The sequence below is a fragment of the Paenibacillus sp. EKM211P genome (genome assembly GCF_011066175.1).
Classification (GTDB): Bacteria; Bacillota; Bacilli; order Paenibacillales; family Paenibacillaceae; genus Paenibacillus; species Paenibacillus polymyxa.
The window spans coordinates 24,186-46,360 of record NZ_JAAMNS010000014.1 but is presented as its reverse complement, the minus strand read 5'-3'; the positions used below and the strand labels follow the sequence as shown (position 1 = coordinate 46,360).

Here is a 22,175-nt window from a genome sequence, read left to right as displayed (position 1 = left end):
AGGGAGGGAAGGACATGGATAAAAGAATACTGATAGCGGACGATGAGGCGAGTATTCGAAATGCACTGGCCTATGCGTTAAAGCGGGAAGGTTTTTTGGTGGAAACTGCCGTGGATGGAGAGGATGCATTGGAAAAAGTGCGTTTGTTTCACCCGGATGTGCTCATACTGGATGTGATGATGCCCAAACTGGGCGGATATGAAGTGTGTCGCCGTTTGGAAAGCCGAAAGGGCATCGGTATTTTACTGCTAACCGCAAAAAACGATATCGTCGATAAGGTGCTTGGACTGGAGTTGGGGGCGGACGATTTTATGAGCAAGCCGTTTGACCTAAGAGAACTGCTCGCACGTATTAAGGCATTGGTACGGAGACTGGAACGAGAAGGAGCGCCTGCGCCGGAAGGAACGGAAATAATACTGGACCTGTTGCGAGTGCGTCCGTCCAGTCGAACGGCTGAACTCGGAGCAAAAGCATTGGATCTGACCCCCAAGGAGTTTGATGTGCTGGCGCTACTGGTGTCCCATGCTGGAAGGGTATATACGCGGGACGAGTTGCTGGAACAAGTATGGGGCATCGATTATGCAGGGGGAACGCGGACGGTGGATATTCATATTCAGCGCTTGCGCAAGAAGCTGGAGCCGCACCAGTCGATGCTGCAAACTGTGTATGGAATCGGCTATAAGGCGGAGAAAATGACGTGAACGAACATCATTCACTCCATCCAGAAGGAAGCTTGCAGTCCACTGACCAGCCAAAGCGCAAACGTAAGCGTACAGGCTTGAGCCTGCGCTGGAAATTTCCGCTGGTCCTGGCGGCTTTACTGCTGTTTACTGTCGGTGTGCTGAGCTGGCTCGTACTTACCGGTATTCGTGCTAATCAGACAGACCAAATGGAACGCGGCTTAAAGCGTCAGGCGGAAATCGTGGAGATGCGCGTAAAACAGTCTTACCTGTTGGGAGTTCACCAATCGCCCGAAGACTTCATGAAAAAGCAAGCGCCGCAGCTTGCCGTGGAGCTCGGCGTATCCAGTAATATGCGCGTTATTTTATATGATGGCCGGGGAGATGAGGTCGGAAATTCTCTACCACTGGCTTATAGAACAAACGTCGGCCAGGCGCTTTCTTATGCGCTCCAAGGGAAAATTGCGTATATTACGGAAGGTAGCTCAGTTACTTATTTGGCTCCGCTGCAAGGTCCGGACGGCTTGCTGGGAGTGGTACAGCTTCATAGCTCAACAGAAGCGCAGCAGCAGTTCTACCAGGCGATTGCCCGCTTGTTTTTATGGACAGGAGGGGCGGTGCTGGTTTTAAGCTTTGTTCTGGGCTTAGGCTATGTCAGCCGCCAAACGAGGGACATCGGACGACTGACTCGCGTTTCTGAGCAGATCTCGGCAGGGCACTATCCAGAAGCTCGATTGCTGCGACGTCAGGACGAGCTAGGAAGGCTGGATGAAGGGATGCTCCAGATGAGTCATGTGATCCGGGCTAGTATTACCGCGCTCGAGAATGAAAAGCTTCGGCTGGAAGAAGCAGTTCAGCGTTTGCGAGAGCTGGAGCAGCAGCAGAAGACTTTTATTGGCAATATCAGTCATGAACTGAAGACTCCGTTGACCTCTATTCAGGCTTACGCTGATTTGCTGGATATGTATGGGGATGATCCCGAATTGGTGCGTGAAGCCAGAGAAAGTATCGGTAAGGAAACAAAACGGTTGTATGAGCTTGTCGAGGATTCACTGAGACTATCTGTGCTGGACAAATACGATTTTGAATTACATACGGAGGAAGTGGAGCTGCATTTGCTGCTCGAAGATGCAGGTAGCCGAATACGGGGGAAAGCTGCGGCGCGTGGACTAAATTTTTCGATGGATACCATTCCAGCCAAGGTGTGTGGAGATCCTAAACATCTAATGCATATTGTACTGAATTTGCTGGATAATGCAGTAAAATATAATCAGGACAAAGGCTGGATCACGTTATCCAATCGAGTGGAAAAGGACACTGTGATAGTGTATATATGCAATTCCGGTCCATGGATTCCTAGGGAAGAATGGGACATGATTTTTGAGCCGTTTGTTACCTTAAGCCGTGATCGTTCTCGCCAGGACAGTGGTACGGGACTTGGCCTGCCTCTGGCACGCAGACTGGCAGAGCGCATGGGTGGAGAGTTGCAGCTTACAGCTTCGGGCGGTACTGGGTTGGAAAATAGCAATGGTCATTCAGTTGCAAGTGGCAATGAATTTTCGCTCAGGCTCCCCCTGTTGGTTCATGATGGCTCTCAGTAGATAGCTTTAGAACTCTTATTTACAATTTGGAAACAATTCGATGTATTCACGAGATGTTCAGGCATTAAGCTGGGGGTAACGTTAACAAGGAGGCCGTTATACATGATGAAGAAAAACCTAGACAGCTACGGGCAAAAGAACGGCTTTCCTCGTCTCGAATATCCCTATGCACGCTTTTTCAGACACAAAGTCACAGGCTTGCTCATGACTGGCTTGATCGCTGGAGGATTGCTCAGCGGCTGCGGCATAAAAAGCGTAGGAGAGACAATTCCAACATCCGGTATGAAAACGGGGCAAAAGCTTACTGTGATTGACATGGATGCAGCTCGGCAGCAAGTATCGGACGAACTGGTGGTACAGTCCATCGACAGGCTGGGAGATGTCTACGCGAGGTCATGGCTGAGTGATGAAGAATTGATTGTGGAGCGCCAGAATCAGTTATGGATTCATAATGTAAAGACCAACAAGGAGCGAGTTTTAACACCAGGTCGTAACGCTCTACAGTTACTTGCTGTGGTATCACCGGATCAACGCCATGTGTTTTTTACGGAGGGCAGTGCCAGCAGCAAGTATGATATCCAGGGCTATATTTTAGAACTCAGCAGTGGTAAGGTTACATCGGTTGGTCAGCTGGACATGACTAACGAAGTGAGCTGGGGTGATAAGGATCATCTCATTACAGGTACACCAGACGGTAAGATACATCTGATTGGTCTGAACGGCAAAGCAGAAGAACTAAGCTTTCAAGATCCGAATCACTCAGAATTAATTGCTCATGTCGAGAAGGTGGGTAACGACATATTTTATACAGGCAATGATAAACAAGGATATCCGGTACTGAATCGGTTCTCTCTCAATCATCCTCAAGCTGTGACCATTGCAGAGGGGGCCATGTCTTTTGCTGTGTCGCTTGATGGTAAATCTATTGCCATTGAAAAGCGGAAATGGAATACATCCGAACCAGCCCGTATGATCATTTTGGATGAACAAGGCAAAGAGAAAGGGATCGTGGGTCAAGGGACTTTAATGAGTCGTGGAAGCTGGTCCAGCGACGGGACCAAGCTTGCTTTTTCCATTTATGATGAGGATCAGCAAGGAATGAGAGGACTATATGTATTTGACCAGTCCACGGGTAAAACCACTCCCGTCACGACTGATATTCAATCCTATGACAGTCCAACAGTGTGGAGCCCTTCCGCCCGGTTTTTATCCATGTACCAGAACATTTCGGAAGGTGGAAAACAACTGAATCAGAGCTACATCGTCGAATTTAAGAAAAAGTAGTAAAAAAAGGCGCATTTCCTTCTTCGGAATGCACCTTTTTTAAATTAGGCTGGCTATTCGATTGTGGGTCACTGCACAAACTTGCGATGATGTTTCTTCCCATCATATGAAAATAAGGCGAGCTTCCCCTCAATCATCGTTTCCAAATGAACGGTACGCCCCCACAGTTGATATACATATGGAAGCGTGCGCTCCATATATTTTAAATCCAGCTCAATGCCTTCATATTGATGCTTGAGCTTTAACTCGCCCGTATGCAGGTAGTCTCCGTCCTCAACGACGATGTAAGGGGAGCCTCCATTTACGCGTGAGAACACAAGCTGATCTCGTATGTTTTCCCAGGATTTATCGGTAATTTTCCAATCCGGCCCCCGTTTCTCAAACACGTACAAATCTAAATCCTCTGTTAGCTGCTTGGTCATGTAATTGCGTATAAAAGAGGTGTCCGAATCAAACTCTCGCACCTCGAACATTTTAGCTCGACCTTCGCCCGGTTTGCGTCCTTGGCGCTCTTGCTCCTCGCGAGTCGGGTTATCCCATCGCTTTTCAATATCTTCAAATATCTTCAATCCCAAATAATACGGATTCAAGCTTTGCTTGGAAGGCTGCACAACGGAAGCATTTAGCATGGCAAATTCAACAGTTTCATCCCCGGTCAGATCCAGTTCCCTGACAATCCGTTGATGCCAATAAGAGGCCCAGCCTTCATTCATGATTTTGGTCTCCATTTGGGGCCAGAAATACAGCATTTCGTCCCGCAGCATCGTCATGATGTCCCGCTGCCAATCCTCCAGTACCTCGGAGAATTCCTGAATAAACCAGACAATATCCTTTTCAGGTTCCGGTGGGAACTGGCGTACCTTGATCCCCTCGGTCTCGGCCGAATCATGCTGCTTTACTGTGTCCAGTGACCACAGATCATCGTAAGGTCCGATGGGACGCTGGTGTTTTTTAGGTTCTTTTTGCTCCTTGATTTTGAGTTCCATGTATCGTTGTTTATCTAGATGCCTTGGTTTGATGAGCTGTGGGTCTACATGCTCTTGTATCGCCAGTACAGAGTCAATGAAGGATTCCACGGCCTTTGAGCCGTATTCCATTTCATAGCTGCTGATCCGTTCTGCGGTGGCAGACATGCTCTCGACCATATTGCGGTTGGAGGCCGAGAAGCGGGCGTTGTGTTTGAAAAAATCGCAGTGCGCCAACACATGAGCGACAATCAGTTTATTTTGCACCAACGAATTTCCATCCAGCAGGAAAGCGTAGCAGGGATTGGAGTTGATGACCAGCTCATAGATTTTACTCAATCCAAAATCGTACTGCATCTTCATCTTGTGAAACGTTTTTCCGAAACTCCAGTGGCTGAAGCGCGTGGGCATACCATACGCCCCGAATGTGTATACAATATCCGCCGGACAAATCTCATACCTCATCGGATAGTAGTCGAGCCCGAATCCATCAGCAATCTCCATAATTTCTGATATCGCGTATTCCAGCTCTTTCTGGTCGGTACTCATCCCACTGTCCCCCCTTCCCGTTTGCGAAAAAAGGTGCGTAGGGCTTGGTATACCTCACCTTTTTCCTTGATGACATAGTACATAAACTGATCTGCCTTAATATTCTTGTAGGCTGACATCAGCGTACTGCTGCGATTATATTGGTTCACTTCTCCATAGCCGAACATATTGCTGCGCTTCATAAGCTCCTCGATTAGTTTCACACACCGTTCATTGTCTGAGCTTAGGTTATCGCCATCGGAGAAATGGAAGGGATAAATATTATAAGTCGAAGGAGGATAGCGCTTGTCGATAATCTCCAATGCTTTCAAATAAGCAGAAGAGCAGATTGTGCCACCACTTTCACCGCGAGTAAAAAATTCTTCCTCCGTAACCTCCTTGGCTTCGGTATGATGCGCAAGAAAGACAATTTCCACCTTTTCATATTGGCGACGCAAAAAGCGAGTCATCCAGAAAAAGAAGCTGCGGGCGCAATATTTTTCAAAAGATCCCATGCTGCCTGAGGTGTCCATCATAGCTATAATTACCGCATTGGATTGGGGAATGGTTTTCTCTTCCCATGTTTTGTAACGAAGATCGTCCGGACTAATATGATGGATGCCCGGATTCCCCTCACGAGCGTTGCGGCGCAGATTTTCGAGTATCGTTCGCTTCTTGTCAATGTTCGCTTGCATGCCTTTTTTACGTATATCATTGAATACGATAGATTCAACCTCAATTTGATCCTTATCTTTTTGCTGCAAATGCGGTAATTCCATTTCCTCGAACAACATATCTTCGAGTTCTTCTATGCTGACTTCAGTTTCCATAATATCATGTCCTGGCTGGTCGCCTGCTTTCTCACCTTTACCTGGCTTCTGGGAAGCAGGATCACGTCCGATGACATCCCCCACCTGACTGTCGCCATCCCCTTGACCTACATGCTTTTGCTTTTGGTAGTTATAAATGAAGCGATATTCATCCAGACTGCGAATGGGCACTTTGATAATCTGTTGACCGTCCGACATTATAATATTTTCTTCCGTTATCAGATCGGGTAAATTTTGCTTAATGACATCTTTGACCTTCTGCTGATGGCGTTGCTGGTCCTGGTACCCTTTGCGATGCAGCGACCAATCTTCGCGGGATACGACGAATGAATATGGCTGGCGTGGTTCCGTCATTGTTAGGCACCCCCCAAGTGGATACACGGCACAGTTTGGCCTTGTTGGTTATTAAGTATATTCACGGGGATGTACGATATGTGATGGAACTCGATTTAAATTCTGCCCGTTTGCTTTTATAATGAAAGTAAAAAATGTAAAAAAAGAATGGAGAACCTTGGTTATGGAAGAAATTGCAGTGCTTATCGTAGACGATGAACAGGGACTGCGAGATATGCTGACAACAGTTTTAAAAAAAGAAGGGTTTCTACATGTTAAGCATGCAGCCACGGGTCAAGAAGCGTTGCAAATCGTGATGGAATCTCGTATTGATGTGATTGTGCTTGATGTTATGCTTCCTGATCGTGATGGATTTGAGGTGTGTCGTCAGATGCGTCTATACACGGAAGCTCCTATTCTTTTTTTGACGGCAAGAGATACAGATTTGGACAAATTAATGGGATTTGGTATTGGTGGGGACGATTATATTACCAAACCGTTTAATCCGTTAGAAGTCGTTGCACGTATGAAAGCTCGAATGAAATATCGAAAAGTGACAACAGCGGACATGAAGCCTGCCTTACGAACCTTAGATTTTGGATATTTTTGTCTGGAATTGGAATCAGGTGTGTTGTATGTGCAAGACCAAGAGGTCGATTGTCCTGCACGTGAATGGCTGCTGCTGGTATTTTTGTGCAAGCATCCTAACCGTATATTCAGTGTGCGTCAGCTATACGAAGCAATATGGAGCGAGACCTTCCTTGGTGATGAAAAGACAGTAGTCATTCATATCTCTCGTTTGCGAAAAAAAATAGAACCTGATCCCAAGCACCCGCAATTTTTAGTTAATGTAAGAGGGCTAGGTTATAAAATGATATCAGTCAAGAGGGGGGAGCAAGAATGAACTCTCTCGTCAAGATGTCCTTTCGTTTTATAAAAGTAACATTATGTTTTGCTCTAGCCTATGTTCTTTGTTTTCTTATCTGTACTGTTATATATATTTTTATAAAAAGTACATTTGGTACATCTCATAATATGAATATTGATCTCTTCTGGATCGGACTTGGAATCGTGCAGAGCCTTGTGTTTATAGTTGTCTATGGATGGTATATAGGCAAACCCTTGGTGTATGTAATTAAATGGATTGGAAATATAGCAACAGGGGAATTCCAGGCACCGCTAAGTGAGCTAGAACTGCCAGATCGCAAAAAAAATCAGAGAAATAATTATAAGCCTCCGTATCAATTGTATAAAGAAGTTTTTGAACAAATGAACATCTTATCTGCTCAATTGCGCAGTAATGAGGAAGAGAGAATAGAAATAGAAAAGCGAAAACAGCAGTGGGTAGCAGGCGTAAGCCATGATCTCAAAACGCCATTATCCTATATTGAAGGATATGCAGCCATGCTGACTACTCAAGAGTATGATTGGTCCGATGAAGAAAAAAGAAGCTTTAGTATGGCTATCAGTGAGAAAGTAACGGAAATGAAGCAGTTAATTCAGGATTTGAATGCTTCTATGCAGATCAAGGAGGGTGCCTTGCCGATCCAGCTGAAGAAGAAGGACATTGTGGAGTTTCTCCGCAATACAGTCATAGATATCGCTAACCATCCTTCGGCCGAGCAGTACGAATTTTCTTTTATGTCATTGGAGGCAGTATGTACCATGCCCTTCGATAGTAAATTATTAGGTAGAGCGCTGAAAAATTTTCTGATGAACGCAATCATTCATAATCCTTCAGGTACACATATTTCAATGGATGTAAATAAAGAGAGCGATAAGCTTCATATTTCGATCGAAGATGATGGAAAAGGAATGAATCCAACTGAATGTATACAGGTGTCTCATTCCAAAGAGCATGGCATATCTATTGCCAAAAGCTTTATTGAAGCTCATAACGGAACGCTTCATATTCTTCCGGGAAGTAAAAAGGGTACCAGGGTGGAAATTACTTTGCCGCTAAATATGTAACTCTTTAACATCTTTGCCCTCACATTTTGGAGTCCGCTCGTTTTTTTGCCTGTTGTTTAGGAACTGTTTACCTGATGTTAACTTTCCTTCTGTAAACTGTATGTAACTAAAACTTCAGCATTAAAAGTCGAGAGGAGATCAGGAAATGTCTGAATATGTAATACATACACAGCAGCTAACCAGGCGTTTTGGAAAACGAGAATTTGTCAAACAAATAAATCTCCAGGTACCTGAGAAGCAAATTTACGGATTTTTGGGACCAAACGGGGCGGGAAAAACGACCACGATTCGTATGCTACTCGGGCTGATTAAATCCACATCCGGGGAGATTGAGATTTTTGGGAAAAAGCTCAAGGATCATCGCATGGAAATATTAAAGGATGTAGGTTCTCTGGTTGAATCACCTGCCTATTATGCCCATTTGTCTGCATATCGAAATTTGGAAATCGTTACAACAATGCGTGGGCTGCCGACCCGAAAAATTCATAAAGTGCTGGATTTGGTGAGATTAAGCAAAGATGCGTATCGACCGGTAAAAGGATACTCCTTGGGGATGAGGCAAAGGCTAGGAATTGCCATGGCGTTGATTGCTGATCCCAAATTGTTGATTCTTGATGAACCGACGAATGGTTTGGACCCGTCTGGTATCCAGGAAATTCGGGAGTTAATTATGAGCCTGCCTGATGCTTACGGAATGACGGTATTGGTTTCGAGCCATCTACTAAGTGAAATCGAACAGATCGCAACCTATGTAGGGATTATTAATCAAGGGGAAATGATATTCCAGGGAACTATGAAAGAACTTACAGACAAAAGCAAGCCTCAATTATTCATTGAAACCCAAAATCCTGTTCAGGCTGCTGGAGCCCTGATGCAGCATGGATGGATTGCCGGAGCTGAATCCTTGGAGCAAAAAGAGGTCATAACTCCTATTGTGGATCGGCAACAATCATCGGAGATGATCAAAGTGTTGGTAGAGCACAATCACCCCGTCTATCGGGTAAGGGAGAAGAAAAAAACATTGGAGGAAATATTCCTGGAGCTGACGGGTAAGGAGCGAAGTTTATGATACTCCAAGTTATCAAGGCGGAAGGATATAAGCTGAAAAAAATATGCTGGTGGCTTCCTCTAATACAGGGCTGTGTCCTTACAGGGATGACTGTCATGGAATGGTATCTCTACTTTCGTCAGGGGCCAGGAGGGGTCTATGCTGGTTTTGCGGTTATGTTTATGTTCATCTCGTTCGTGATGCTGCTTGGCGGTACACTTCTAGCAAGTATTATGGCAGGTACAGAGCATGATACCCAAACATGGAAGCAGCTTATGGCCATGCCGGTTCCCAGAAGCTACATCTACTTATCCAAAATGTTTTGGATTGTGATTCTGCAGTTTGGTACTGCCTTGATTACGATAGCAGGGATGAGTCTCATCTGGGTGCTGTATACAAACGAGCCCATTCCTTGGCGAGTTATGCTGCTGCAGCCGATTAACGCCAGCTTGGCTACTCTGCCTGTACTTGCAATTCAACTTTGGTTGTCTACGCTTTTTACTAATCAGGCATTCCCGTTAGCATTTGGCATATTTGGTTCTATTGCCAGCTTGTTTTTGGCACGAACCAGTATTCTTTGGATTAAATTATTACCTTGGTCGTATCCGGCTCTATCAAGTCCTCTAATTAAGGGATACGTAATGTGGGTGATCATTGCTTTATGTGCAGGGGTCATCTTCACAGGACTCGGTACTCTACAGTTTAGAAAGCATGAATTCAAATAGGAGGAGGAAAAGTATGGGATCCATTTTACGCGTGGAAGCGATGAAGCTTCAATGGGTCATGGTATGGATTCTCATTATATTAGATGCGGTTATCAATTCTTTAATGGGAGTCCTGGAGCTGAACGATTTGAAGCAGTTTTATGAGCCTAGCTGGTTAATGCTATACACCTATGCGGCGCAATTTCACTCGATGTTTTTTTATCCGCTTTATTGTGGAATTATCGCTTCTCTTTTGTGCGCATACGAACATCGAGACGGGGGATGGAAGATTTTATTGAGCAGTCCATATCCCCGTCAGCGAATCTATTATGCAAAATATATATTGCTCATTCTCATCCTGTTTCTTGATCAGCTTACATTCATAGTAGGATATTTTGTAGGTGGGTATATAGCAGGTGCTCCAGGAAAAATCCCTTGGTTGCTCGTCCTTTCTACCGGATGGGGAGGGTGGTTCGGGATTCTACCATTGGCAGCCCTCCAGCTTATGCTCTCGGTGAAAATCCGCAATTTTGGAGCTTCACTAGGAATGGCTATTTGCTGTGTGGTGCCTAATATTGTTATGACAGGCTTTCACTCTTCCATAGGCGCATGGTTTCCCTTTACGATTCCTTATTATATCATGTTGCCGCAAACAGCGAGCTATGCTCCTAGAGTTGAGCCTTATAGTCTTGGTTTGATTGTACTTTTTACGTTTTTAGCCTATCTATTTGCTGGAAGAAAGATGTTTGTGAATAGAGATTGGCTGTAGCTAGGATAGCATGAGCATGTAATCCCAGGGCATCTCTTTGTTCTCAGAAACACTTAATAAAGCAGAAGCAATCCCGGCGACGCCTTCAAGCAGGCCTGCTTTTGTCAGCCAGGCCAAAGAGCTGTCTGCCCTTGGCTCGGGGTCCAGATATCCAAGTGGGCTATCGGCTTGAAAGCGATCTATCAGCTGACTGGTTAAGTGTTGAATAAGCGGGATAAACGCTGGTTCCTTACTGTGACACCACATTCGCCAGGAGATCGTAAGTAACCCGGCAAGACCATGACACAATGCAGAGGAGTCCATTTCCTGCTTAGTAACCTCATAGGTAATGGCACCGATACAGGCCTTCACAGCCATTTTTTGCAGTTCTTCATCATGAAGAGCCTTCCCGGCAAGATATAAGGAACAGGCAACGCCGGGAGTACCGTAACACCAGGCTTCTCTTGCTCGTTTTAAATCTAACTGTAAAGAGCCTGTTTCAGCTTCAAAAGGAACAATATGAGGCCAGTAGTAGCCGTATGTATCCTCATTTTTATACTTAAGCAGCCATTCTGTAATCGTTTCAATCGCTTGATATTGGCCTTTTACTTCAATTCCAGAACTGTAAGCTACAGATAGTAAGGCCAATGGTCCGGGAATGCCGTGTGCCATTCCGCAATTGAAATTACCCATAGCATAATTGCTTTTATCACGATCCAAAAATTGGAACTTTTGCGGAGAGTACCAGCCTGGAACATAGAGGTTGTGAATTTTTATAGGATATGTGAGATCGGTTAAAAATTGAAGAATAGGCTCGACAAGAGGAGTACAACTAGGATCGGTTGAGTTCATCACAATATATCTCCCAATCCCGGAGGCTCCTGAAATCGTATCAAAGGATTGCATGGGCATCCCTTCGTGCAGAGCTAATTGTGCTGTATTCAATTGCAGCCATTGTTCTGTCAGAGGAATCATCCATTCATGTATTTGCTGTAAAAAATGGCTGTAGTATTCGCCATGATTGGAGGCTTCTCTCACAGAAGAAGCGATGCCGGTCCAGCCGCTGTAAAGTGAGACATCATTCAGACCTTTTTTAGCAAGTGAAGCTTGAATGTGCTTCATATTCAAGTAGATTGCCTGATTCCAATCATACGTGGAGTCTGAAGCACGACATTGAGATAGTAAAAAAATATTACCCGGATAACCGTGTGAAAGCGAAGTATCTCCCCATGGGTGATATTTTGTTTCGGGTGAAATATTTTGCTCTGCGTGGACTGCTTTGTAGACCGATTCAGGGTTACTCAGGCGCAAGGCGATTGTTGTACTGAAGTCTTTTGCCTGTAATTGCTCGCATGCTTCCATAACAAAATGGTCCGTTTTCATACGAATGCCCCTTTCATTTTTTCCTTCATTATATTGTTGCTCAAAGCTGGCGAGTTGTCCTTAAAAATTCTAAAAAGTAACGAGGGATTATCTTAATTGCATTCACTAAATTTAAGATGGATGTAAGAGTTTTATAAAGTCTAGTTAAGATTATATAAATTATAATAAAATTGTAAAAAATAAAAGGAGGTAGCAAAATGAAAAATCAATTTGATCTGGACTTGCAAGTTGCCAAAAATGAGGTTGCTCCTAAAGAGGTTCAACCAGCTAGCGGTCTTATCTGTACTCCTTCATGTGCAACAGGTACTTTGAATTGCCAAGTTAGTCTTTCTTTCTGCAAAACGTGTTAATAACGAGAAACAAGGTACAAAAGGCACGGTTTTATAACCGTGTCTTTTCCCGGTTATAAAATAGGGGGAGGAATTATGGTTGGAGATTTGCAGGAAAGGTCAGTTGAGATCAGCAAAAATATTACACAAAAACTGATAGACCTATCATATACAGAAAAAATAGTTCATCATAGAAACAACCTTTCACCTTCGCGTGGGACGGCCCCTTGGAATCCCGGCTGGCTTGCTGATGGAGTTCCAGGTGTATTCGTGCTGTTGGCCGAGTGGGGTTATCTGAAACCTGATCAGAGTTGGGCAGAACATGTGCATACACAGTTGTTGTATTTACATCGCAATTCTTTAATATTACTACCCGATATATCTCTGTACTATGGTTCTACAGGTGTAGCATATGGAATATTGCTTGCCTCAAATAACAGAGCTAATTATCAGCAACTGTTAAATCAAATAAATGATTATATTCGTACTCAATGGGTAAAGTCACCCGTTATAAATACAATTACAGAGTTCAGCAAGCAGATGGACGTTATCCACGGCCTGCTCGGAGTGGGCAGATACACATTAGAGATTCCTGAAGACGACGAGAAGATGTGTAATCTGACCCATCAACTATTAGATACTATAACGCACTTTATACCTGAATATATACATTCGGTATCAAGGGGAAGTTCGACTTCGATTCATCTAGGAATGGCGCATGGCATCACCGGAATCCTTGCACTACTTGTCACTGCCCTACAAAAAAAGATTAGAGTTAAAGGATTACATGAGGCTATAGAATATATAGCCGATTTTTTGCTTATTCAAATTCAGGAGGATCAATATGGTTTGTATTGGCCTGTAAGCTCTCAAGCGACTTCAATGAACAAGACAGATAACAAAGAAGGAATGAGAGAAATTGAAGGCTGGTGCCATGGAACCTGTGGGATAGCATGGACTTTATTCAGAGCAGGAATGGAGTGTAGCAATGAAGAATGGACAAAGATAGCTGAACAAGCTATGAAATCCGTATTTTGCTTGGATGATGAGCTTTTAAACGCGCTATCCCCCACTTTCTGTCATGGATTGGCGGGTTTGCTTCATATGGCTCATAGATTCTATTACTTCACTGGTAATCAAGCTGCATTAGGCTTTGCCGACCAAATAGCATTAAAGTTGATGAATCTATACGATGAAGAGCTCCCATTTGGTTATCAGGACTTGGAGGGGACAACTCATGTTCATAATATAGGAATACTGCAAGGGGCAACAGGAATTGCATTAAGCTTGTTGGACTATGGAGTAGGGAAGGAACAACCTAAATATTCAGGGAGATGGAGTGAATTGTTTCTAATTTCGTAAAAGCTCTGTCTTAACTGCTTATCTGAAGCCGTGTTTTTGGGGAGGATTAGATGAAACAAAAATTTATGGTTATATCATCCTTTAAGAAGATTAAGCATTTTTTTGAGACTTTAAGCACTCCAGAAAACATTCAAATTATGTTTTATGATTCGCTTTACCAGGCTCTACCGGATATTGATGAGCAGTGCATCGGTGTAGCTTTGAATCAGGATCATGTAACGCTAGAGGATTTATCTCACTGGCACACCATTAAAGAAAAATTTACAGTCCCATTTATCTTCCTATCCTATCATTGTGATGACAAACGGCAATTGGATCTCCTCAAACAACTGCTTTCCATGGCTTCATCTGAATATGGGCTGGAAAGAGATCAGGAGGCAATTAGTTTATCACCCAATGTCATTTTTGATCCTGCTGGTAAGGTTATTTGGAAGCAAGGACATGAGCATATGCTGACGATGATGGAATTTCGATTATTGATGTATCTCCTTACAGCGAAAGAGTGTGCATCCACGATTGATCACATTATAGACAGAGTATGGGGAGTTGATGCTTTTACTACATCTAATACGGTGTATGTGCATATCCGAAAATTGAGAGAGAAAATAGAAGATGATCCAAGTCATCCGAAAATACTGGTAACATGCCATGGAATCGGTTACAGGTTGAATATATTTCCTAAAAACTTGGAGGTGGCCAGTTGTGAAGAGACAACTGCATTACACTGATGCTCATAACCTACATAGAGAACCGAGAGATAAGAATGAACGATGGTTCAGCGCATGTGATTATTTTCTAATCAGAGCCCCATTACTACCGTTAGAGCAATATTTTGAGGTGTTTTCGGATCAAGATGTAGATAGCCATCTTTCTTTGGAGGAAATCACTCGTCGACTAAAGCTTGTGTCCCGTGAAGCTGTTATTCGAGAAGCTATTTCATTGGCCTCTCCGTCCCTTATGCAGTTTCTACACTACTTGAACGATGACGATGCTTTGGAAGATAAAGGACAGTTACAAAAGTATGAGAAGACGCTGAATAGTTTTTATCGTTATTTTATTCGGATGACTACCCGAACGACTCCATTTGGATTATTTTCAGGGGTGGGGCAAGGGATTTGTAAGGATACTACCCATTTGGACATAGGTACCTATCATCAACATCTGAAGAGAGCTAGACCTGACATGGAATGGATATATAAAATTATCCGAAAAATGGAGTCTGACCCAGTCATATTTGATCAATTAAAGGTTTTCTTAAACCGAACGGTTATGATCAAGGGCGATCGCGCCAAATTACCATTTCGGCCTAAGCATGGAGCGGCAGAAACCGATGATTCGGCCGAAATGTTTAGTTCCATTCGGCTTACGGACGTCGTTCGCCTGACGTTTGAAGCTGCTGAGCATCCGATTCAGGTGATGGAGCTTAAAGAATTACTATTGAAGGCATTTCCTGACGCTACTACGGAAATCATCGCTCATTTTTTGCAGCAGCTTGTAGAGCAAGAGTTTATTTTGAGCGAGCTTAGACCTCCACTGATGGATCACTCACCTTTTCATTACATATTTGAAAAAATTAAAAAAATGGACATGTCTGATCATTGGACTGACATTTTACACGAAATTGATATTTTATTACGACAATACAATCAGTGCATGATTGGAGAAGGAGAGAAGGCCTACCGGGAACTATGTGGAAAAATGCTAGATATCATTGCTGTAAAAACGCCTGTACAGGTCGATGTCAAATTAGCTCAAGAAGTAACGCTGCCGAGACATGTGCTCGATGATGTTGCATTAGGAGCTGAAGTCATGTGCAGGTTGTTTTCATCCCCAAAAATGGATGAACTGGACGAATATTTAAATCGTTTTTTGGAAAAGTACGGAGTGTACCAGGAGGTCCCTATCAATGAACTGTTTGATGAGGATTGGGGACTTGGTATACCAAAGACGTATCGTACCAATGAGAAAAAATCAATGGGCATGGAAGCATTTAAACGCAACGCAGTTCTCTTTCAATGGCTTTCGAATGCCATTGCCAACCATGACATAGAAATCGTTCTTTCAGATGAGCAGTTGGAGCAGCTGACGATATCCGATAATGATGACACTTCCCCGGAATCTATGGAGGTATACTACAGTATATTTGCCGAATCACCTGAAAAAGTTGATTCAGGAGACTATAAGCTTTTACTTGGGCCCAGCGCCGGTTCTAATCGGGCAGGTAAAACTTTTGGACGTTTTCTGGATATGTTTAGTGAAGAGTATGTTCAGAAATTCTCTGATATTTATGATCATCACCGATGCTTTCATCCCGACGCCTTGTTGGCAGAGATGGTTTTTATGCCTGACCAGGGAAAAATATCGAATATATCACTGAGCAAAAATTTTATGGAATATGAAATCGTGTCCGGAACGACCTCTTCTAAAGATGAGGAGCAGACACTACACATGGATGATTTATTGATAGGTGCAACTCACGACCGTTTCTATGTCAAGTCCAGGCGTTTGGGTAAAGAAATCATCCCCCTGCAAACCCATATGCTTAATTACAAGCTTTCACCGCATGTATTCAGATTCTTGACCGATATCACCAACAAAGAGCTTGGCACATGGTCATACTTTGACTGGGGGCCACTAGAACAGTCTCCTTTTTTGCCAAGACTTGTATATGGAAAAATTGTTATTAGTGCTGCGCAGTGGAGGCTTGGCAAGGCTGCATTGAATATTTCAGATTTAACTGAGCCTCAAGCAAGGGAGGAGCTTTTTCATACTTGGAGAGAACAGTGGAATGTGCCACGCTATGTTTATTTAACGATGGGAGATAACCGACTGTTATTGGACCTGTGCAATCTCTTCCATATCAAAGAATTGCTTCGTGAGATGAGCAAGATGAGGGAAGGACAGGAACTGCTTCTTACCGAGTGTTTGGGCGATCCATTCCATACCCCGCTACATGGGACCGCTGGAAGATATATGGGGGAATTTGTGTTTCCGCTCAAGAAGAAAAAAATAAAGGGGAAGCCGAGTATTCCAAGTTTACCCCACAAGATAGATTCTCAAAAATTCATGGCTTATACCCCTTCGGGCATTCATAGAGGGTTCCTTCCAGGAGGTGAATGGCTGTACCTTAAATTGTATGGAGTCAAGGAAAGGGAAACGGATCTTATTTCCTTAAGCTTGGATCAACTCCGAAATAACCCGGAATTTGAGGATTGGAGTCAAAAATCTTATTTTTTGCGGTACGTTGATCCTGAGCATCATATTCGTCTGCGGTTTCAAGGGGAGCCAGGTCAACTATGGAGTGCTGGCTTGGCGCAATTAAATCAGTGGGCAGGTGAGCTGCGTGAAGAGGGACTTATCACCCATATGGTACTGGATACATACCTTCCTGAGTTGGAGAGGTATGGAGGGCAGACACTTATGGACCTGGCAGAACAGGTTTTTGACGTGGATAGCCGATGGGTTATCGCCTATATGGCAGGAATTCGTTCCAAAGCTTTCAATCTGGACATAGAGATTGCAGCTGTGATTAACATTATTCACTATTTAAGCAGCTTTGGTTTAACGATTCAGGAGCAAGTGGACTGGCTAGAAGGTAGAATTGACAGCAAGCCTTATATGAAGGCGTTCAGGGATGTTAAAAAAGCATTGATTACCGCTGTAGAATCGGAATATGAATGGATTAGACAAGCGGATACGGCTACACAGGTCGCTTTGTTGGCACTTGTAGAAAAAAGACAGGCCATGATTCAACAGTATGCTCAAGCGATAACCCTGGCTGACAACAATCATGAGCTTACGAATCATGCTAATGATATTTTAGGCAGTATCATTCATATGCACCTGAATCGTCTGCTGGGTGTAAATCGGGAACGGGAAATGAAATGTATGGCTTTGGCAAAGCATACAGCGGCCAACCTGTTGCATCGGAAAGGAGTGCGCCATGTCACAGTCTAAAGGACAAACCAATGACCTGGTTTCCTTGTCCTACCAAAATATATTTCGTACCTTTTTATTTTGGCCTCGTATATTCAGGCTGCTTTGGGACACACACCCTACTTTTTTGATCGCTATACTTATTACAAATTTGTTGAAGGGTGCCGTTCCTGCTGTGATCCTTTTAGCAACGAGGGAATTAATTAATAGTGTTGTGGCAGGAGCGTCAGGAGGAAGCTTTCAGCCGGTTTTTATAGCTTTTGGTGTTCTAATAGGTGTCAATTTGCTGTACGATCTGATCAATATTGGGGAAAGCTTTTTTCGTAAAATGTTTCAAAGCCGGCTATCAAACCAGGTAAATATCAGAATTATTGAAAAAGCACAAAAGATGTCTTTGCAGTCGTTTGAGGATGCAGATGTGCAAAATATGCTTCAACGTGCTCAGGGAGAAGCAGATTACAGACCATTTGAAATATTTACTCAGATCCTCGCCATTATGAGCAGTATGGTAACCTTATTTTCGACGGGTGCTATTCTTATTGCGTGGAGATGGTGGGCATTTTTATTCATTTTTCTCATTCCATGTTTGTCATTCTATTCCTTTTTACGCATTGGGCAAAGAGAATTTAATGTTCACTTTCAAAGAGCAGGAAGACAACGCGAATCCTGGTACTTGTCTTTTTTGGTGACGAGAGATAATAGTTTTAAAGAAGTGAAAATATTTCAACTAGGAGATTACCTGCGAAATAGGTATAAAACAATACTCGAAGGGTTTTATCGTGAGGATAAAGTGCTAGCGGTTCGTAGATCCTATACTTCTCTTGCATTTCAGATTGTGAATCAGGGTGCATGCGCATTTATTATTTTCATGGCCATACAAGCCACTTATGTTGGTCAAATTTTAGTGGGGAACCTGGTGAGCTTAATTCAAGGTATCACGTTAACCCAGTCAACGTCGCAGAGCATTGTACAAGGTATTTTAAGTCTGTGTCAAAATAATTTGTATATTAAGCAGCTTTTTGACTTTCTGGATATGCCGGAGGAAACGAAAATGCAAAAGTCAGTTCAACACTTGCCTTTGTCCGCTATACACAGTATTGAATTTCGAAATGTATCGTTTAGATATCCTAACACGGAGGAGAATGCCATTTCTAATGTTAGCTTTACTCTTCATCAAGGAGAGAAGCTAGCCATTGTAGGGAGAAATGGATCGGGTAAATCAACAATTGTGAAGTTACTCACTCATCTGTATTCTGATTTTGAAGGAGAAATCTTAATTAATGGACACTCAATACACGAATTGGATAAAGACAGCTTTAGGGGAAAGATAGGCGTCGTTTTTCAGGACTTTGTACATTATGAGATGTCTGTTAGGGATAATATAGGCTTTGGTCATGTGGCTTCCAGAGAAAATGATGAGGCCATTTGGGCAGCTATTGATAAGGCAGGCATTGTAGATTTGATAGCTGGTCTGCCAGAAAAACTGAACACTCTGCTTGGAAAATGGTTTGAAGATGGACAACAGCTATCTGGAGGGCAGTGGCAGCGCATAGCAATAGCTAGGGCTTTTATGAGAAATGCTGATATCTATGTGTTGGATGAGCCGAGTTCTTTTTTAGACCCACACGCAGAGAAGGAAGTTTTTCAAAAATTTGATCAGCTTGTTCACGAGAGAATAGGAGTATTTATTTCACACAGATTGTCCTCCGCACGTATGGCGGATACCATTATTTTAATGAAGGAGGGCAGAATTGTGGAAGCGGGCAGTCATAAACACTTAATGGATATGGACGGAGTATACGCTGAAATGTTCAGGCTACAAGCATCTTCGTATCTTTCACAAGGAGAAAGTGAACTTGAGCAAGAGATGCTGTCACCTCCGTTGGTAAAGGCGACAGGCGGATCGTAAGAAAGGACAAATCCCCTCCTATTTTAGGAGGGGATTTTCTATCCCAACCACAAAACTCGAACTACAGCCATACTCACAATACCCACAACCACAGTAGCCAGCAAATTTTTGCTCCACAAAGCGGTCACCAGCGTAGGAAGGACCGCTATAAGCACTTGCCCATTAAGAGTGACCGAGGTTTCAGTTCGTACGAGCAGATTTTCCATGACCAGTGCCGTGAAGATGCAAATGGGGATGTAGGACAGCCACTGTAACACAGGTTTGGGCAACGTCAGTTTTTGCAGCACGACGAAGGGGATGATTCTCGGAATTGCCGTGACAATCATGCCGCCGATAATGATATACAGGACATTGGGACTAATATTCATTTGTCAGTTAACACTCCAATTGTTGCGGTGATCATGGTCGCTACAATGACGGCGATATGTGATGGCACCCACCAGGATAAAAGGTACATTAGAACGGCCATACATAGCACAAGTAGCAGGCGATGCTTGAGTTTGGAGGTCTGGACACTTTGGAGCTGGGAAATGAGTAGGGCCAGAAACATTGCAGGTAAGGCAAAGTCTAGACCAAAAGCTTCCGGCTGGGAAATCCAATTCCCTAGCACTCCACCAGCCACACAGGAAGCAATCCAAGCGAGATAAGCTGTAATATTAAGTCCGTTCATCCAGCGGTCACTGACCTGCCCGCCTTTAGCCAATTTATCCGACGCTACCCCAAAGGATTCATCCGTCAAAAGGATACCGATGCCTATGTTTTTCCACAGTGAGTATTTAGAAAAGTAAGGAGCCAATGACGCACTTAAAAGCAGATGGCGAGCATTCACAATAAATGTCGTTAAAATAATGACAGACGGAGGACTGGCTGCCGCCAGCATCGAGCACATAATAAACTGGGAGGCGCCTGCGTATACAAGCGCTGACATCAGACCAATTTCCATGGTGCTAACCCCTGATGAAGCGCCCACAATGCCAGCTGCGAATCCAATACATACATAACCAAGCAGTGTAGGAATACAATCTTTAACCCCTTGTAAAACGCTCAGTGAATCGGGCTTCGTTCCGCTCAATTCCGAAGCTATGGACATGTTAACCTTACCCCCAGTGTATAAATTTTATAATAGTATATAACGGAAATTGCGAAGTATCAATATATTATACAATTGTATGTTATATTGAATAATCCCTATAGCGAACAAGTAGTTCGTAAAAAAAGGGCGCCCCAGTCAGTTCATGACTTACGGGACAACCCTAAGGTGGTGGCTTATATAAGCTCTTGCCGTTTTTTCAGATATCCGTAGAGAATCATTCCCGAGACCGCGCAGATGGCTGCACATAGACCAATAACTCCATATCCCGCCTGAAGCCCGCGCAGTATGCCAAGCTCAGTGGTTGCTCCGTAGACTATCTTGACCCCTTCGATTACCCAGCCGATCACATAGTTGCCAATGACACTACCTATGCCCATCAGTGTGACGACGAACGTAATAGCTGTATCACTGTCTTTCGGATATCTCCGTGCTATGAACGCCATCACGGTCGGATAGATCATTGCAATGCCGGCACCCGATGCGGCAAAGAGAAACGCCAGTCTCTCCCCACCCGCGATTGCTGCAAACGTACATATCGCTGAGAAGGCGGAGAATAGAATCGTCGAAAGTACAAACCCCATCCGGTCTGTGAGCGGACCAAGCAACAGGCGCCCCAACGAGAAGGTAAGAAAAAACGCTGAGAGCATGCTGGACGCCTTCACCGTGCTCCATGAATACGCTTTCTCTAAAAAGTTGACTAGCCAGCCCCCAACTGCGAGCTCAGAGACTACCCCAAACGACAGGATCATTACCATCATCCAGAGTGCCGGATCGCGGGTTAGGGTCTTGAGTGAGGTCCGTTCCTCATGCTGCAGATCGTCTCCTGGGAAGGTGCTGAGCAGCGCGGCCACAATCGGCAGCAGGCAGAGAGACAACATAGCCAGATACATTCCCCGCCAGTCTAGCGTATGCCCAAATACCGTCAGTGACATGACTCCCGTCGCCAGCAAAGGGGCGACTGTTGAGCTAAGCCCATAGAAAAAGTGAGACAAATTCATCATCGTGCCGGTATTTTTCACAAAAATCCTCGCCCCCAAAATTGCGAGTGCAATCTCCAGCATGCCGTTCCCGATATACATCAAGAAGTAGGACGAAGCGAAGAACGGATACGTGTGCGACAGGTAGATGAACACTCCCGAGATGATCATGGAAGCAAAAGAAATGATGCTGACCGCCTTGATTCCCCACTTACGGACAAGGACGGCCGTGAACGAGCAGGCAATCAAATAACCAAGTGCGTTTAGAGACAACAATGTTCCGAGCTGCTGTTCATCCAGATTGAAGTCGAATTGAATGCGTGGAATGGCAGGACCTTTTATATTCTCCGAGATACCAAATACAATAAAGCCAATAAAAATTGTCGCCAGCTGCATCATGTACATGTGGCGGGACTTGCGGGTTTGCGGATTCAAATTTAGTCCCTCCTAGATAGTCAACGTTGATTTTCTCGCCTGTTGGGTGTTCAGGGATG

At 44.0% G+C, this 22,175-nt stretch carries 19 protein-coding genes; 13 read left to right on the top strand and 6 right to left on the bottom strand.

The window, feature by feature from the left end; genetic code table 11:
- Positions 1-14 precede the first annotated feature (14 nt).
- From G9G57_RS18495 to G9G57_RS18485, 3 genes are all read left to right on the top strand, one after another.
- On the top strand, positions 15-701 hold the full coding sequence (locus G9G57_RS18495) for a response regulator transcription factor (protein WP_025364467.1): 687 nt from the start codon (positions 15-17) through the stop codon (positions 699-701).
- Complete coding sequence (locus G9G57_RS18490; RefSeq protein WP_017426671.1) at positions 698-2,281, top strand: sensor histidine kinase; 1,584 nt, start codon at positions 698-700, stop codon at positions 2,279-2,281. The genes G9G57_RS18495 and G9G57_RS18490 overlap by 4 nt, the downstream gene beginning before the upstream one ends.
- A gap of 102 nt (positions 2,282-2,383) precedes the next feature.
- Positions 2,384-3,565 carry a WD40 repeat domain-containing protein gene (locus G9G57_RS18485; RefSeq protein ID WP_164965376.1) on the top strand — a complete coding sequence of 394 codons (1,182 nt, stop codon included), beginning with the start codon at positions 2,384-2,386 and terminating at the stop codon, positions 3,563-3,565.
- A 68-nt stretch (positions 3,566-3,633) separates the two neighbouring features.
- Here the strand turns inward: G9G57_RS18485 and G9G57_RS18480 are convergent, their stop codons facing one another.
- Both G9G57_RS18480 and yhbH read right to left on the bottom strand, forming a co-directional pair.
- Positions 3,634-5,079 (bottom strand): SpoVR family protein, encoded by a 1,446-nt coding sequence (locus G9G57_RS18480; protein WP_016820484.1) that lies wholly within the window; start codon positions 5,077-5,079, stop codon positions 3,634-3,636.
- On the bottom strand, positions 5,076-6,242 hold the full coding sequence (gene yhbH, locus G9G57_RS18475) for a sporulation protein YhbH (protein WP_016820483.1): 1,167 nt from the start codon (positions 6,240-6,242) through the stop codon (positions 5,076-5,078). Before yhbH ends, G9G57_RS18480 begins: the two co-directional genes overlap by 4 nt.
- A gap of 163 nt (positions 6,243-6,405) precedes the next feature.
- Here yhbH and G9G57_RS18470 point away from each other — a divergent pair, with 163 nt between their 5' ends.
- The 5 genes from G9G57_RS18470 to G9G57_RS18450 all read left to right on the top strand — a co-directional run bounded on the left by G9G57_RS18470 (position 6,406) and on the right by G9G57_RS18450 (position 10,713).
- Positions 6,406-7,125: a response regulator transcription factor gene (locus tag G9G57_RS18470; RefSeq protein ID WP_016820482.1), complete on the top strand. Its 720-nt coding sequence runs from the start codon at positions 6,406-6,408 to the stop codon at positions 7,123-7,125.
- A gap of 131 nt (positions 7,126-7,256) precedes the next feature.
- Positions 7,257-8,192 (top strand): sensor histidine kinase, encoded by a 936-nt coding sequence (locus G9G57_RS18465; protein ID WP_228552495.1) that lies wholly within the window; start codon positions 7,257-7,259, stop codon positions 8,190-8,192.
- 145 nt (positions 8,193-8,337) lie between these two features.
- Complete coding sequence (locus G9G57_RS18460; RefSeq protein WP_044788205.1) at positions 8,338-9,261, top strand: ABC transporter ATP-binding protein; 924 nt, start codon at positions 8,338-8,340, stop codon at positions 9,259-9,261.
- The gene (locus G9G57_RS18455) at positions 9,258-9,965 is read left to right on the top strand and encodes an ABC transporter permease (protein ID WP_016820479.1); all 708 of its coding nucleotides are present in this window, start codon (positions 9,258-9,260) and stop codon (positions 9,963-9,965) included. Before G9G57_RS18460 ends, G9G57_RS18455 begins: the two co-directional genes overlap by 4 nt.
- Positions 9,966-9,978: 13 nt before the next feature.
- Entirely contained in the window at positions 9,979-10,713 is a 735-nt protein-coding gene (locus G9G57_RS18450) for an ABC transporter permease (protein ID WP_016820478.1), read from the top strand.
- Here G9G57_RS18450 and G9G57_RS18445 read toward each other — a convergent pair whose 3' ends face one another.
- Entirely contained in the window at positions 10,714-12,075 is a 1,362-nt protein-coding gene (locus tag G9G57_RS18445; RefSeq protein WP_164965375.1) for a lanthionine synthetase C family protein, read from the bottom strand.
- Positions 12,076-12,272: 197 nt separating this feature from the next.
- On the opposite strand from G9G57_RS18445, the gene G9G57_RS18440 reads away from it, so the two are divergent.
- The 5 genes from G9G57_RS18440 to G9G57_RS18420 all read left to right on the top strand — a co-directional run bounded on the left by G9G57_RS18440 (position 12,273) and on the right by G9G57_RS18420 (position 19,611).
- Positions 12,273-12,425 carry an FDLD family class I lanthipeptide gene (locus G9G57_RS18440; RefSeq protein WP_016820476.1) on the top strand — a complete coding sequence of 51 codons (153 nt, stop codon included), beginning with the start codon at positions 12,273-12,275 and terminating at the stop codon, positions 12,423-12,425.
- Positions 12,426-12,500: 75 nt separating this feature from the next.
- Positions 12,501-13,766 (top strand): lanthionine synthetase C family protein, encoded by a 1,266-nt coding sequence (locus G9G57_RS18435; RefSeq protein WP_164965374.1) that lies wholly within the window; start codon positions 12,501-12,503, stop codon positions 13,764-13,766.
- A 50-nt stretch (positions 13,767-13,816) separates the two neighbouring features.
- Positions 13,817-14,494: a winged helix-turn-helix domain-containing protein gene (locus G9G57_RS18430; protein WP_016820474.1), complete on the top strand. Its 678-nt coding sequence runs from the start codon at positions 13,817-13,819 to the stop codon at positions 14,492-14,494.
- On the top strand, positions 14,469-17,723 hold the full coding sequence (locus G9G57_RS18425) for a lantibiotic dehydratase (RefSeq protein ID WP_164965373.1): 3,255 nt from the start codon (positions 14,469-14,471) through the stop codon (positions 17,721-17,723). Before G9G57_RS18430 ends, G9G57_RS18425 begins: the two co-directional genes overlap by 26 nt.
- Positions 17,724-17,877: 154 nt before the next feature.
- A complete protein-coding gene (locus tag G9G57_RS18420) occupies positions 17,878-19,611 on the top strand; it encodes an ABC transporter ATP-binding protein (protein ID WP_238799318.1) in 1,734 nt (577 codons plus the stop codon).
- A 38-nt stretch (positions 19,612-19,649) separates the two neighbouring features.
- Here G9G57_RS18420 and G9G57_RS18415 read toward each other — a convergent pair whose 3' ends face one another.
- The 3 genes from G9G57_RS18415 to G9G57_RS18405 all read right to left on the bottom strand — a co-directional run bounded on the left by G9G57_RS18415 (position 19,650) and on the right by G9G57_RS18405 (position 22,116).
- Positions 19,650-19,979 (bottom strand): AzlD domain-containing protein, encoded by a 330-nt coding sequence (locus G9G57_RS18415; protein WP_016820471.1) that lies wholly within the window; start codon positions 19,977-19,979, stop codon positions 19,650-19,652.
- The gene (locus G9G57_RS18410) at positions 19,976-20,701 is read right to left on the bottom strand and encodes an AzlC family ABC transporter permease (RefSeq protein ID WP_016820470.1); all 726 of its coding nucleotides are present in this window, start codon (positions 20,699-20,701) and stop codon (positions 19,976-19,978) included. Before G9G57_RS18410 ends, G9G57_RS18415 begins: the two co-directional genes overlap by 4 nt.
- Before the next feature lie 176 nt (positions 20,702-20,877).
- Positions 20,878-22,116 (bottom strand): MFS transporter, encoded by a 1,239-nt coding sequence (locus tag G9G57_RS18405; RefSeq protein ID WP_017426681.1) that lies wholly within the window; start codon positions 22,114-22,116, stop codon positions 20,878-20,880.
- Positions 22,117-22,175 lie beyond the last annotated feature (59 nt).